Origin of the sequence: Actinomadura flavalba DSM 45200, assembly GCF_000374305.1 — a bacterium.
In the GTDB taxonomy this organism is placed as follows: Bacteria; Actinomycetota; Actinomycetes; order Streptosporangiales; family Streptosporangiaceae; genus Spirillospora; species Spirillospora flavalba.
In genome coordinates this window covers 222,265-234,692 of record NZ_KB894096.1, presented here as the reverse complement: position 1 = coordinate 234,692, position 12,428 = coordinate 222,265, and the positions used below count along the sequence as shown (strand labels likewise).

At 74.7% G+C, this 12,428-nt stretch carries 11 protein-coding genes; 6 read left to right on the top strand and 5 right to left on the bottom strand.

Going from position 1 to position 12,428, the window contains the following annotated elements:
- Positions 1 to 348: 348 nt before the first annotated feature.
- Positions 349 to 1,197, top strand: a complete 849-nt coding sequence (locus tag C229_RS0117050) for a tyrosine-type recombinase/integrase (protein ID WP_018656298.1) — start codon at positions 349 to 351, stop codon at positions 1,195 to 1,197.
- Positions 1,198 to 1,312: 115 nt separating this feature from the next.
- On the opposite strand, the gene C229_RS0117045 is transcribed toward C229_RS0117050, so the two are convergent.
- Together C229_RS0117045 and C229_RS0117040 are read right to left on the bottom strand one after the other, a co-directional pair.
- Positions 1,313 to 2,059, bottom strand: a complete 747-nt coding sequence (locus tag C229_RS0117045) for a VOC family protein (RefSeq protein ID WP_026313877.1) — start codon at positions 2,057 to 2,059, stop codon at positions 1,313 to 1,315.
- 119 nt (positions 2,060 to 2,178) lie between these two features.
- Complete coding sequence (locus tag C229_RS0117040) at positions 2,179 to 3,327, bottom strand: epoxide hydrolase family protein (RefSeq protein WP_026313876.1); 1,149 nt, start codon at positions 3,325 to 3,327, stop codon at positions 2,179 to 2,181.
- A gap of 62 nt (positions 3,328 to 3,389) precedes the next feature.
- Here C229_RS0117040 and C229_RS0117035 point away from each other — a divergent pair, with 62 nt between their 5' ends.
- The gene (locus C229_RS0117035; protein ID WP_018656295.1) at positions 3,390 to 4,361 is read left to right on the top strand and encodes a helix-turn-helix transcriptional regulator; all 972 of its coding nucleotides are present in this window, start codon (positions 3,390 to 3,392) and stop codon (positions 4,359 to 4,361) included.
- 3 nt (positions 4,362 to 4,364) lie between these two features.
- Here C229_RS0117035 and C229_RS0117030 read toward each other — a convergent pair whose 3' ends face one another.
- Positions 4,365 to 5,216, bottom strand: coding sequence for a helix-turn-helix transcriptional regulator (locus tag C229_RS0117030; protein ID WP_018656294.1), 852 nt, complete (start codon positions 5,214 to 5,216; stop codon positions 4,365 to 4,367).
- Positions 5,217 to 5,303: 87 nt separating this feature from the next.
- Between C229_RS0117030 and C229_RS0117025 the strand changes: the two genes are divergently transcribed.
- Positions 5,304 to 6,089, top strand: a complete 786-nt coding sequence (locus C229_RS0117025) for an SDR family NAD(P)-dependent oxidoreductase (RefSeq protein ID WP_018656293.1) — start codon at positions 5,304 to 5,306, stop codon at positions 6,087 to 6,089.
- A 20-nt stretch (positions 6,090 to 6,109) separates the two neighbouring features.
- Here C229_RS0117025 and C229_RS0117020 read toward each other — a convergent pair whose 3' ends face one another.
- Positions 6,110 to 7,750 carry a TlrC/CarA/OleB/SrmB family ABC-F type ribosomal protection protein gene (locus tag C229_RS0117020; RefSeq protein ID WP_018656292.1) on the bottom strand — a complete coding sequence of 547 codons (1,641 nt, stop codon included), beginning with the start codon at positions 7,748 to 7,750 and terminating at the stop codon, positions 6,110 to 6,112.
- 239 nt (positions 7,751 to 7,989) lie between these two features.
- Between C229_RS0117020 and C229_RS0117015 the strand changes: the two genes are divergently transcribed.
- Positions 7,990 to 8,595 carry a TetR/AcrR family transcriptional regulator gene (locus C229_RS0117015; protein ID WP_018656291.1) on the top strand — a complete coding sequence of 202 codons (606 nt, stop codon included), beginning with the start codon at positions 7,990 to 7,992 and terminating at the stop codon, positions 8,593 to 8,595.
- A gap of 180 nt (positions 8,596 to 8,775) precedes the next feature.
- Complete coding sequence (locus C229_RS0117010; RefSeq protein WP_026313875.1) at positions 8,776 to 10,206, top strand: FAD-dependent monooxygenase; 1,431 nt, start codon at positions 8,776 to 8,778, stop codon at positions 10,204 to 10,206.
- Positions 10,207 to 10,212: 6 nt separating this feature from the next.
- On the opposite strand, the gene C229_RS0117005 is transcribed toward C229_RS0117010, so the two are convergent.
- Positions 10,213 to 10,686, bottom strand: coding sequence for a MarR family transcriptional regulator (locus C229_RS0117005; RefSeq protein ID WP_018656289.1), 474 nt, complete (start codon positions 10,684 to 10,686; stop codon positions 10,213 to 10,215).
- A 99-nt stretch (positions 10,687 to 10,785) separates the two neighbouring features.
- Between C229_RS0117005 and C229_RS0117000 the strand changes: the two genes are divergently transcribed.
- Positions 10,786 to 12,228: an MFS transporter gene (locus C229_RS0117000; protein ID WP_018656288.1), complete on the top strand. Its 1,443-nt coding sequence runs from the start codon at positions 10,786 to 10,788 to the stop codon at positions 12,226 to 12,228.
- Positions 12,229 to 12,428: the final 200 nt, after the last annotated feature.

Sequence of the window (12,428 nt, the reverse complement as noted above, 5' to 3'; positions counted from 1 at the left end):
GAGCCACTTGCGATAACATTCCCTTATCGCAAGTGGTTTCGAGAGGAGCGCCGCACGGTGAAGCACGACCCGGACAGCCCCATGGACGCCCCTGCCGAGACCACACCCGCCGAGCAGGCCGTGGAGGCGATCGTCGGTGATCTGTCGTCGACGACCGAGCCCGTTCCGGCGCCTCCGGGGGGCGGCCTTCTGGGAGGCGGTTCGCGGGCGGGGTCCGTTGGTGATTTGTCGTGGAGTGCGGCGGCTTACATTGAGCGGGCGCAGGCCGTTAACACGCGGCGGGCGTATGAGAGGGACTGGGAGCAGTACGACTCGTGGTGTTTCGCGAGCGGGCGGGGTCCCCTGCCCGTGAGTCCCGGGCAGCTCGCGTCCTGGGCCGCTCATCTGGCCGAGGGGGGCCTGGGGCGGACGCTGGCGCCGTCCACGATTCAGCGCAAGCTCGCCGCCGTCACGTCGCGGCATCGCAAGATGACCGGGGAGAAGGTCGACGGGTCGCTGGCCGCCGACGTCCTGCGCACCTATCGCAGGGAGCGCGGGAGCCCCCGGCCCCGGCGGGCCGCGCCGGTCACCGTGGACGTGCTGCGGGAGATCGTGACCGCGCTGCCCGACACGGCCCAGGGGTCGCGGGACCGGGCGCTGCTGGTGCTGGGGTTCGCCGCCATGCGACGGCGCAGCGAGCTGGCCGCACTGGACATCGGGGACGTCACCGCCGTGCGCCAGGGCCTTCTGGTGTGGCTGCGCTCGTCCAAGACCGACCAGGCGGGCCACGGGCACGAGATCCCGCTGCTGTACGGCTCCCGCCATCTGACCTGCCCGGTGCGGGCCGTCCAGGAGTGGATCGCGCTGCTGCGCGAGCGCGGCGTCACCGACGGCCCGTTGCTGCGCCGCGTCGACCAGCGCGGCCGCGTCGCCGGAGAGCCGGGCTACACCGGCCGCTCAGCCGACGGTCACCGCATGACCGGCGCCGGGATCAGCCACGCGTTCAAGCAGGCGTGCGCCCGCGCGGGCCTCGACCCCGAGCGGTGGAGCCCCCACGGCCTGCGCGCGGGCGGCGCCACCAGCGCGGCCGACGCCGGCGCCAAGGCCGCCGCCATCGAGACCATCGGCGCCTGGTCCCCCCGCTCGCGCCAGGTGCACGAGTACATCCGCCAGCGCGACCGCTGGGACGACCACCCCATGCGCGACGTCGGCCTCTGAGCCCGCCCGCCGGCGCTCGATCCCCCGGTCCGCCTCGGGTTCCCGTCACCTCCGTCAGCGCGGCCGGTGGGACGAGCGGCCGCGCGCGACGTCGGCCTCTGAGGCGAGGTCGTGCTCAAGCAGTGTTCGAGCGGCCGAGTACGCAGAAGTCGTTGCCCTCCGGGTCCGCCAGGACGATCCACGAGACGTCGCCCTGGCCTACGTCGGCGGGTTTCGCGCCGAGGGCCAGTAGGCGGGCGACCTCCGTGGCCTGGTCGCCGCCGGGGTAGGGCAGTACGTCGAGGTGGGCTCGGCTGCGCGCGCTTTCGCGGTCGGGTGTGCGGAAGAAGAACAGGTACGGTCCGACGCCCTCGGCCGAGCGCAGCATCGCGCGTTCGTCGGTCACCTCGTGGACGGTCCAGCCGACGGCCTCGCCCCAGAACCGCGCCATGGCGCGCGGGTCGGCGCAGTCGACGTTCACCGACGCGATCGGCCCGGTGTCCCGGTAGATCTCGCGGGGCTCCAGCACGCAGAACACGTTGCCCTCCGGGTCGGCCATGACCGTCCACGGGACGTCGCCCTGGCCGATGTCGGCGGGCGTGGCGCCCAGCTCCGTCAGCCGCGCGACCAGTTCCGCCTGGTGCGCGGCGGACGTGCTCGCGAGGTCGATGTGCGTGCGGTAGCGCACCGTCTCGGGATCGGGGACGGTCACGACGTCGATGCACACGGCAGTGGGGTCCGGCCAGTCGAAGCCGACGGGCTCGACGTTGGTCACGCCGGGCCCCTCGCTGGAGACGCCCCAGCCGAGCGCGTCCGCCCAGAACCGTCCGAGCGCCGCGTCGTCGCGCGCCTTGTAGTTCACCTGAACCAGTTGCAACCCCATGCCGCCGACCCTACGTCCGCCGCACCCACGGCATCGAATCGGATTCGACCGGCCGCAACGGCGACGGTGGACGCCGCGCCGCTGCGGCGTCCACCGTCGCCCGAGTCCCGAGCGGCCCGTCAGCGCAAGGAGCGGAAGAAGCCGCGCAGGTCCTCGACGAGCAGGTCGGGGGCGTCGTGGGCGGCCCAGTGGCCGCCCCGGTCGTACTCGTTCCACGACACGATCGCGGTGTGGTCGCGGTCGGCGAAGCGGCGCAGCGGGCGGAAGTCGTGCGCGAACGACGCCAGCCCGAGCGGGAACGTCGTCGGCTCGGCCGCCGGTTCGGCGCGGTGGTTCTCGTAGTAGAAGCGCGCCGAGGACGCGGCGGTGTTGGTGAGCCAGTAGATCGTGGCGTTGGTGAGGACGACGTCCGGGTCGGGCAGGCCCGCCAGGAGCTGGCCGATCCACGCGAGCTGGCCCGCCGGGGAGTCGGCCAGCGCGTGCGCGAGGGTCTGCGGCTGGGCCTGCTGGACGCGGTCGTGCACGGCGTGCTCGACGAACGCGCCGAGGAACGCCAGGTACCCCTGCTCGGCGGCGGTGAGGTCCGCCAGCTCGGCGGGGTCGCCGGACGGGAACGAGAAGATCTGGTTCACGTGCACGCCGAGCACCCGGCCGGGGTGGCGGCGGCCGATCTCGGGGCTGACGATGGCGCCCGCGTCGTTGCCGTGCGCGCCGAACCGGTCGTAGCCGAGGCGGGACATCAGCTCGGCCCAGGCGTCGGCGGTGCGGGCCGCGTCCCAGCCGCGCGTGCGGGTGGGGCCGGAGAACCCGAACCCGGGCAGGGACGGGACGACGACGTGGAACGCGTCGGCCGGGTCGCCGCCGTGTGCGGCGGGGTCGGTGAGCGGGCCGATCAGGTCGACGTACTCGACGAACGTGCTGGGCCATCCGTGGGTGAGGACGAGCGGAACGGCGCCCGGCTCCGCCGAACGGACGTGGACGAAATGCACGTTCTGCCCGTCGATCTCCGTGGTGTACTGCGGGAAGGCGTTCAGCCGCGCCTCCTGCGCGCGCCAGTCGAAGCCGTCGCGCCAGCGCTCCGTCAGCTCGCGGACGAACGCGCCGGGCACCCCGTACTCCCAACCGGGCTCGACCGGCCCGCGCCGCACCCCGTCGGTCACCTGCCCGGGCGGAAGCTCCTCCGCGTGGCGGGTGCGGCCGAGGCGGGCGGCCAGGTCGTCGAGGTCGGCCTGCGGGATGTCGATGCGGAAGTCGCGGATCTCGTTCATGAGGTCCACTCTCGCGTGCCTTTAGGCTGGCTTCGTTCCTAATGGTCGGGCATTCTGCGTCCATGCTGGAAACCTCCGCGCGGCTGCTGCGCCTGCTCGCCCTGCTCCAGTCGCCCCGCCCCTGGACGGGCGGCGAGCTGGCCGACCGGCTCGGCGTCAGCGGCCGGACGGTCCGCGCCGACGTCGAGCGGCTGCGGTCGCTCGGCTATCCCGTGGAGGCGACGCGCGGATCGGCGGGCGGGTACCGGCTCGGCGCGGGCGCGGCCGTGCCGCCGCTGCTGCTGGACGACGAGGAGGCGGTCGCGGTCGCGGTGGGGCTGCGCACCGCGACGGGCGGGTCCGTCGCCGGGCTGCCCGAGGCGTCGCTGCGGGCGCTGGTGAAGCTGGAGCAGGTGATGCCGTCCCGGCTGCGGCACCGGATCGCGACGCTGCACGGCGCGACGGTCGCCGTCCCGGCGGATTCTCCGGGCCCGACGGTGGCCGCGGAGGTGCTGACGGCACTGGCGGCGGCGTGCCGGGCGCACGAACGGCTGCGGTTCGACTACACCGCCCACCAGGGCGCGGCGACGCGCCGCGAGGCCGAGCCGTACCGGCTGGTGAACTGGGGCCGCCGCTGGTACCTGCTGGCCTGGGACGTGGACCGGGCCGCCTGGCGCACCTTCCGCGCCGACCGGATCGTCCCCCGCGTGCCCAACGGCCCCCGGTTCACTCCGCGTCCCCTGCCGGAGGAGGACGTGGCCGCGTACGTGTCCCGCCGGGCGTCGGCGGCGGCCTGGCGCTACCACGCCACGGTCACGGTGCGCGCGCCCGCCGCGACGATCGCCGCCCGCGTCAGCCCCGCCGTGGGCACCGTCGAGCCGGTGGACGACGCGTCCTGCCTCCTGCGCACGGGCGCCGACACCGTGGAGAGTCTCGCGGTCCACTTGGGCCTGCTGGACGCCGATTTCGAGGTGACCGGCCCGCCGGAACTGGTCGCCCACCTGCGCACGCTGGCCGACCGCTACGCCGCCGCCCTCCCGCCGCCGGGGAGCTGACGTTCAGCCGGTGACGTCCATGCGCTGCGTGCCGATCACCGACAGCAGGCGCAGGGCCTCCTCCGACGGGGAACCCGGCGTGGCGGTGTAGAGGATGACGCGCTGGTCGCGGTCGGCGATGTCCAGGACGTCGCAGTTGACGGAGACCGGCCCGACCAGCGGGTGCTGGAACGTCTTGCACAGCGTCGGGCCCGCCGTCACGTCGTGGGAGTTCCACAGCCGCGCGAAGTCGGCGCTGCCCGCGCGCAGCTCGCGGACGAGCGCGGTCAGCTCGGGGTCGCCGGGGTAGCGGGCGGCGGCGCCGCGCAGGTGCAGGACGGACGTGCGGGCGAACTCGTGCCCGTCCGTGATGCCGTAGAGCAGGCGCCCTTCGGGGTGCGGGCCGAGGAACGCGCGGCGGACGAGGTTGCGGTCGCGGCGCGGCAGCGCGGAGAAGTCCTCCAGCAGCGCCGCCGCGAGGTCGTTCCAGGCGATCACCTCGTAGGCCGCCGACAGGACGAGCGCGGCGGCGTGCGGCAGCCGGTCCAGCAGGTCCAGCACGCTCTGCCGCACCTCGCGCGGCGGCCCCGGCGGCGGCGCGGGCGGGGTGCCGGCGAGGTGGTGCAGGTGGACGTTCTCGGCGTCGGACAGGCGCAGCGCGCGGGCGAGCCCGGCCAGCACCTCGCGGGACGGGACCGGCCCGCGCGCCTGCTCCAGCCGCGTGTAGTACTCGACCGAGATGTGCGCGAGCCGGGCGGCCTCCTCGCGGCGCAGGCCCGGGGTACGGCGGCGCGGCCCGGCGGGCAGGCCGACGTCGGCGGGGGCGATCCGCTCGCGTCGGCTGCGCAGGAACGCGGCCAGCTCTGCTCTGTCCACGGGTCCAGTGTGCTCGGCCGCCGCCCGCCCAGCCAGGTACCGGCGGTGCCTGGCTACGGAGGCTTCGGTCACAGCAGGCTGAACGGCATGACCACGACAACCACCACGGTGACGGCGGGCCTGCTGGCCGGCAAGGTCGCCTTCGTCACCGGCGCCGGGCGCGGCATCGGCGCCGCCGCCGCACGTCTGTTCGCCCGCGAGGGCGCCCGCGTCCTGCTCGCGGCCCGCACCGAGGACGAGCTGAAGTCCGTCGCCGAGGACATCCGCGCGGCGGGCGGCGTCGCCGACCACGTCCGCTGCGACCTGGCGGACGCGGCGTCGGTCCGCGCCGCCGTCGACCGGGCCGTCGAGCTGCACGGACGCCTGGACGTCGCGTTCAACAACGGCGCCACGATCGCCCCGCCGGGGCCGCTGGACGAGGCCGAGGAAGCCGACCTCGACCACGTCTACGCGGTGAACCTCAAGGGCACGTGGCTGGCGATGGCCGCCGAGGTGAAGGCGATCCGGGCGACGGCGGGCGCGGGCGCGATCCTCAACACCAGCAGTGTCGGGAGCCTGATGGGCAACCCCGAACTCCCCGCCTACGCGGCGATGAAGCGGGCGGTGAACAGTCTCACCGCGTCGGCCGCCGTCACCTACGGCCCGGAGAACATCCGCGTCAACGCGATCGCGCCCGGCACGACGCTGACCGAGATGCTGCACGCGTGGGACGCGGTGTCGCCCGGCGTCATCGACGGGCTCAACGCGCGGACGCCGCTGGGCCGCGCCGCCGACCCGCTGGAGATCGCGCAGGCGGCGGCGTGGCTGCTGAGCGACCGCGCCTCCTACGTGACCGGCGCGGTCGTGCCGGTGGACGGCGGCATGCTCGCCTGAGCGCCGCCGCCCACGCGGCGTCACGCGGCCGCGTACTCGGCCACCCGGCCGTCGCGCAGGACCAGGTGCGATCCGGTGAAGCGGGCGCGCATCCGGCGGTCGTGCGTAACGATCGCCAGCGCGCCCGGGTAGTCGGTCAGGGCGTCCTCCAGTTCCTCAACGAGGGCGGGCGCGAGGTGGTTGGTGGGCTCGTCCAGCAGGAGCAGGTCCACCGGCTCCGCGACCAGCCGGGCCAGTTCGATCCGGCGCCGCTGCCCGTAGGACAGGACGCCGACGCGCAGCCGCAGTTCGGCCGCCTCGAACAGGCCGAGGGCGAGCAGCGCGTCGGCGTGGTCCTCCGGGTCGCCGTCGCGGCCTTGCGCGAACGCTTCCAGGACGGTGCAGCCGGGAGGCCAGGGCGTCTCGTCCTGGCGCAGGTGGCCGACGCGCCCGGCGACGCGCACCGCGCCGCCGTCCGGGCGCAGCTCCCCGGCCAGCACGCGCATGAGCGTGCTCTTCCCGGCGCCGTTGGGGCCGGTGACCAGGAGCCGTTCGCCGGGCCGGATGCGCAGCGAGCCCACCTGGAGGCGGTCCCCGACGGACACGCCCGTCAGCTCGGCGGCCGGTCCGGTCCCGGCCACGCCGCCGCCGCGCAGGTCGGCGGTGAGGACGAGCGGGTCGGCGGGCGGTGCCACGGGCGCGGCGGTGAGGCGTTCGGCGCGTTCCTTGGCGTTGCGAATCCGTACCATCGCGCCGTGCCCGCGCCCCCGAGCCCGGAAGCCGCCGTGCCCGAAGACGCTCAGCGGGACCTTGCGGGGGATGGCGTCCAGCCGGGCGACGTTGGCGGCGGCGAGCCGCCGGTTGCGGGCCAGCTCGTCCTTCCATTCGGCGTGTTCGCGGAGCCGCCGCCGGCGTTCGGCGGCCTTGGCGGTCCGGTAGCCGTCGTAGCCGTCGCCGTAGCGGGTGATCGTGCCCGCGTCGACCTCCAGGATCGTGGTGGTGAACCGTTCGAGGAACACCCGGTCGTGGGTCACGGCGACGACCGTGCCCCGGTGGCGGCGCAGGCGTTCCTCCAGCCAGGCGACGGCCTGGTCGTCCAGGTCGTTGGTGGGTTCGTCCAGCAGAAGCAGCTCGGGGTCGGCGGCCAGCGTCGCGGCCAGCGCGAGCCGGGAACGTTCGCCGCCGGACAGGGTGCCCAGCCGCCGGGCGGGGTCCAGGTGCGGCAGGCCCAGTCCGTGCAGCGCGATGCCGACCCGCGTCTCCGCCTCGTAGCCGCCCCGGGCCTCGTAGCGCTCCACGAGCGCGGCGTACCCGGCCTGCGCGGCGTCCAGGGCCGCGCCGGTCGCCGTGGCGAGGACGGCTTCGGCGCGGCGCAGCGCGGTCTCGATCGCGCGCAGGTCGGCCAGCGCGAGGTCGACGGCGTCCTGGACGGTCGCGTCGAGCGGAAGCGGCAGCGCCTGCGCCAGGTGGCCGACGCCGCCGTCCGCGACGACCGTCCGCTCACCGGAGTCGAAGCCCTCGACGCCCGCCAGGACGCGGAGCAGCGTGCTCTTGCCCGAGCCGTTGTCACCGATGACGCCGACCTTCTCGCCGGGACGGACGGTGCAGGTCACGCGGTTCAGGACGAGCCGGTCGTCGTAGCGCTTGGTGAGGTCGTGGAGTGCGAGTTGTGAGGTGCGCACAGAGCTGTCCCCCTTGTCTCGGCCGGGCCGATCGGTTCGGAGCGATGACGGGTCCGCGTGCACGCCGCCCGCGCGGAACGGGGTGCGGCGGGGCTGAGGAGGGGATGCCGGAAGCTGTATGGGAGTGCCCTTTCGTCGACCAACGAGACGATCCGTCTCGCGAACGGGCCCCACTCTGCATCATCCGTGGCGACTTGTCAAGACGGTCCGTCTCGTCTTGTTCGGATAGGATCGCCGCCATGACGACGCAGAGCCGCAAGGCCCCCGACGCCACCCGCCGCCGCGAGTCCTCGCGCCGCGCCATCCTGACGGCCGCGTTCGAGCTGGTCGGCGAGGTCGGCTACGGGAGGCTCAGCATCGAGGGCATCGCCGCCCGCGCGGGCGTCGGCAAGCAGACGATCTACCGCTGGTGGCCGTCCAAGGGCGCCGTGCTGTTCGACGCTTTCCTCCTGCTCGCCGCAGGCTCCGAGGGCGCGGACGCGTCCCTGCCCGACACCGGCGACCTGGCCGCCGACCTCAAGCTCGTCCTGCACGCCACCGTCGACGAGCTGAACGACCCGGCCATGAGCGAGCCGATGCGCGCGCTCACCACCGAGATCCTGCTCGACCCCGCCCTCGCCGCGACCTACGCCGAACGGCTGGACGCCCCGATGCGCGAGCTGAAGCGCGCCCGCCTGCGCAGCGCGCAGCGCGCGGGCGAACTGCCCGCCGACCTCGATCTCGACCTGGCCGTGGAGATCCTGTGGGGCACGCTGCGCAACCGCTGGCTCGAACGCACCGGCCCCCTGGACCACGCCTACGCCGACCGCCTGGTGGACACGGTCCTGAACGGGCTGCGCGGATAAAGCGCTGGACGCGGCGACGCCCGGCCTTGTACCTTGCGGACGGCCGCGACCCCGCCCGAGGAGGTGAGTCCCATGAACGCTGTAGCGCCGTGGGTGCTCCCCGTCCCGTCACGGTCGGGCGACTGACGCAGGTGTCGCCGGGAGCGCCCTTTCACTGGGCTTTCCCGAAAGGCACCACCGATGCATTCTGCTTTCGCAACTGACGTCGTCATCGCCGGATGCGGTCCGGCCGGCGCGATGCTGGCCGCCGAACTCCGTCTCCACGAGGTGCGGGTCCTCGTGCTGGAACGGGAGATCGAGCCCGCGTCCTTCGTCCGCATCGTCAGCCTGCACGTCCGCAGCCTCGAACTGATGGCGATGCGCGGGCTGCTGGACCGGCTCCTGGAGAACGGACGGCGGCGCCCGCTCGGCGGCCTCTTCGCCGCCCTTCCCGCGCCCGCGCCCACCCATCTGGATTCCCCGTACGCCTACCAGCTCGGCATTCCGCAGCCGGTCGTCGTCCGCCTGCTGGAAGAGCACGCCACCGCGCTGGGCGCCGAGGTCCGGCGGGGCCGCGCGGTGACCGGATTCGCGCAGGACGACGCGGGCGTCACCGTCGAACTGGACGACGGGGAAAGGCTGCGCGCGCGTTTTCTCGTCGGCTGCGACGGCGCGCGCAGCACCGTCCGCAAACGGCTCGGCGTCGGTTTCCCCGGCGAGCCCGCGCGGACCGAGACGCTGATGGGCGAGATGGAGGTCGGCGCCTCGCCGGAGGAGATCGCGGCGAAGGTCGGCGGCGCCCAGCGGCGCTTCTGGCTCCGGCCCTTCGGCGGCGGAATCTACAGCGTCGTCGTCCCCGCGGCGGAGGTCGGTGACCGGACGCGGCCGCCCACCCTCGACGATTTCCGGACGCAGTTGCGCGCCGTCGCCGGAACGGATTTCGGCGTCCATTCCCCGCGCTGGCTCTCCCGTTTCGGTGACGCGACCCGGCTGGCCGAGCGGTACCGGGTCGGGCGCGTGCTGCTGGCCGGAGACGCGGCGCACATCCACCCGCCCATCGGCGGGCAGGGCCTCAACCTGGGCGTCCAGGACGCCGTCAACCTCGGCTGGAAACTCGCCGCGCACGTCCACGGCCGGGCACCGGACGCGCTGCTGGACACCTACGAGGCCGAGCGTCGTCCCGTCGCCGCCGACGTGCTGGACAACACCCGCGCCCAGACCGAACTGCTGTCCGCCGAGCCGGGGTCGCAGGCGGTGCGCAGGCTGCTCACCGAGCTGATCGGCATCGAGGAGGTGAACCGCCGCCTGACCGAGAAGATCACCGCGACCGGCGTCCGCTACGACCTCGGTGACGGCCCCGTCCTGCTCGGCCGCCGCCTGCCCGACCTCGACGTGGCCGGGGGCCGCCTCTACGGCCTGCTCCGGCACGGCCGCGGCCTCCTGCTGGACCGCACCGCGCGCCTGCGCGCCGACGGCTGGTCGGACCGGGTCGACCACCTGCCGGACCCCACCGCCGACCTGGACGCTCCGTGCGTGCTGCTGCGCCCGGACGGCCACGTCGCCTGGATCGGTGACGACCAGCGGGACCTGGACGGCCACCTCGCCCGCTGGTTCGGCCCGCCCACCGGCTGACCCGCGTCAGGAGCGGGCGTGCTCGTCGTCGCGGGGCCAGGGGCGGCCCTCCCGGTCCTCGATGCTGGTGTTGAGGAGGGTGAGCAGGCGGGTGAGATCGGTGACGTCGGCGGCGTCCCAGCCCGACAGCACCCGGGACAGGCCGCCCATCGCCCACTGCCGGTCCCGGTCCAGGCGGCGGGCGCCCTCGGCGGTGATCCGGAACTTGCGGGCCATGCCGCCGTCGGGGTCGGGGATGCGCTCGACGACGCCGGAGCGCAGCATCGCGGCGGTCTGCCGGTTGACGGTGGAGACGTCCAGCCCGAACGCGGCGGCGAGCTGCCCGATCGTCAGCGGGCCCTCGGCGTCGATGCGGCGCAGCAGCAGGTAGGCGCTGCGCTCCAGGCGTCCGGTGGACGCGCCGTCGCGGACGGCGCCGATGGCGGCGTGCCGGCCGAGCAGCATCAGCTCGCGTTCGAGCGTGCTCAGCGGGTCCTGCATGAAGGGTCCTTTCCGCCGTTCGGCCCGCATCCCGGCTATGTAGGATGCACGCATTGTGTAGCACGCACGGTACAGGCGCCGTCCCCCGAACGGAGCGTCGTGAGCGCATCCCAGCCCGCCGCGCGCGGCGGCGCCGTCGTGGCCGTGCTCGCGGGCGCGGGCATCGTCGTGTCGCTGATGATGACACTGATCGTCCCGCTGATCCCCGACCTCCCCCGGATCTTGGGCACCGGCGCGGCGAACGCGTCATGGGCGATCACCGCGACGCTGCTGGCGGGCGCGGTCGCCACGCCCGTCGCAGGCCGCCTCGGCGACCTGTACGGCAAGCGGCGGATGCTGCTGGCGTGCCTGACGGCGATGGCGGCGGGCTCGGCGGTGTGCGCGCTGTCGGGGTCGCTGGTGCCGGTCGTGGCCGGACGGGCGTTGCAGGGTCTCGGCCTGCCGGTGATCGCGCTCGGGATCAGCGCGATGCGGGACGCGCTGCCGCCCGAGCGGCTGGGCCCGGCGGTGGGGCTGATGAGCTCGTCGCTGGGCGTGGGCGGCGCGCTCGGGCTGCCGCTGGCGGCGCTGCTGGCGCAGCACGCCGGGTGGCGGGCGCTGTTCTGGGCGGCGGCGGGGCTGGGCGCGCTGATGGCGGTGCTCGTCCGGGCCGTGGTGCCCGCCTCGCCGGCGCGGGCCGTGCCCGCGCGGTTCGACGTCCCGGGCACCGCCGGGCTGCTGGCGGCCCTCCCGGCGTTCCTGCTGGTGGTCTCCAAGGGCGGCGACTGGGGCTGGACGAGCCCGCGCACGCTCGGCCTGGCCGGTGGCGCCGCCGCCGTGTTCGCCGTGTGGGCGTGGTGGGAGCTGCGCACGGACGCGCCGCTGATCGACCTGCGCACCAGCGCGCGCCGCCAGGTGCTGGTGACGAACCTGGCGTCCGTCCTGGTCGGGTTCGCGATGTACGCGCTGTCGCTGCTGGCGCCGCAGGTCCTCCAGCTCCCGGCCGCGACGGGGTACGGGCACGGGCTGTCCATGGTGGAGGCCGGGCTGTGGATGGCGCCGGGCGGCCTGATGATGATGGTGACGGCCCCGCCCGCCGCGCGGCTGTCGCGGGCGCGCGGCCCGCGCACCACGTTGCTGGCCGGGGCGCTGACGATCGCGGCCGGATACCTGCTCGGCCTGCCGCTCATGGGTTCGCCGTGGGGGCTGCTGGTGTTCTCCGCGGTGATCAGCGGCGGCGTCGGGCTGGCGTACGCGGCGATGCCCGCGCTGATCATGGGGGCGGTGCCGCCGGCGGAGACCGCGTCGGCCAACGGGCTGAACTCGCTGGCGCGGACGGTCGGGATGTCGCTGTCCAGCGCTGTGCTCGCCGTGGCGCTGGCCCGGCTGACGGTCCCGCTCGGCGCGGTGGACGTCCCCTCGCGCGACGGCATCCGCGTGGGGCTGCTCATCGGCGCGGGCGCCGCGCTGCTGGCGGCGGCGCTGATCCCGGCGATTCCGGTGCGGGGCCGTCCGGGGCGCCCGGACCCGGCGGACGCGACCGTCCCGGTCCGCAGTCCCTGATCACAGCCGTCCCGAATTTTCGGGCGTCCGAAACTCGCGTGTCAGGATGCGAGACGGCGCGGGTCCGAGGGTAAAGCCCGGTCCAACGCGGGCGCGGCGCGCGCCGTAGCGCGTGGCGATGGCGCAGATTGCGGAGCACGAACGCGAACCCTATCCCCGGAGGTGGCCATGCCCCGCGGCATGACCGAAACGTTTCCGCC

Coding starts and splice junctions, on each gene's coding strand:
- C229_RS0117045 (WP_026313877.1), bottom strand. CDS start 2,059: ATGGGGTTGCAACTGGTTCAGGTGAACTACAAGGCGCGCGACGACGCG.
- C229_RS0117040 (WP_026313876.1), bottom strand. CDS start 3,327: ATGAACGAGATCCGCGACTTCCGCATCGACATCCCGCAGGCCGACCTC.
- C229_RS0117035 (WP_018656295.1), top strand. CDS start 3,390: ATGCTGGAAACCTCCGCGCGGCTGCTGCGCCTGCTCGCCCTGCTCCAG.
- C229_RS0117025 (WP_018656293.1), top strand. CDS start 5,304: ATGACCACGACAACCACCACGGTGACGGCGGGCCTGCTGGCCGGCAAG.
- C229_RS0117015 (WP_018656291.1), top strand. CDS start 7,990: ATGACGACGCAGAGCCGCAAGGCCCCCGACGCCACCCGCCGCCGCGAG.
- C229_RS0117010 (WP_026313875.1), top strand. CDS start 8,776: ATGCATTCTGCTTTCGCAACTGACGTCGTCATCGCCGGATGCGGTCCG.
- C229_RS0117005 (WP_018656289.1), bottom strand. CDS start 10,686: ATGCAGGACCCGCTGAGCACGCTCGAACGCGAGCTGATGCTGCTCGGC.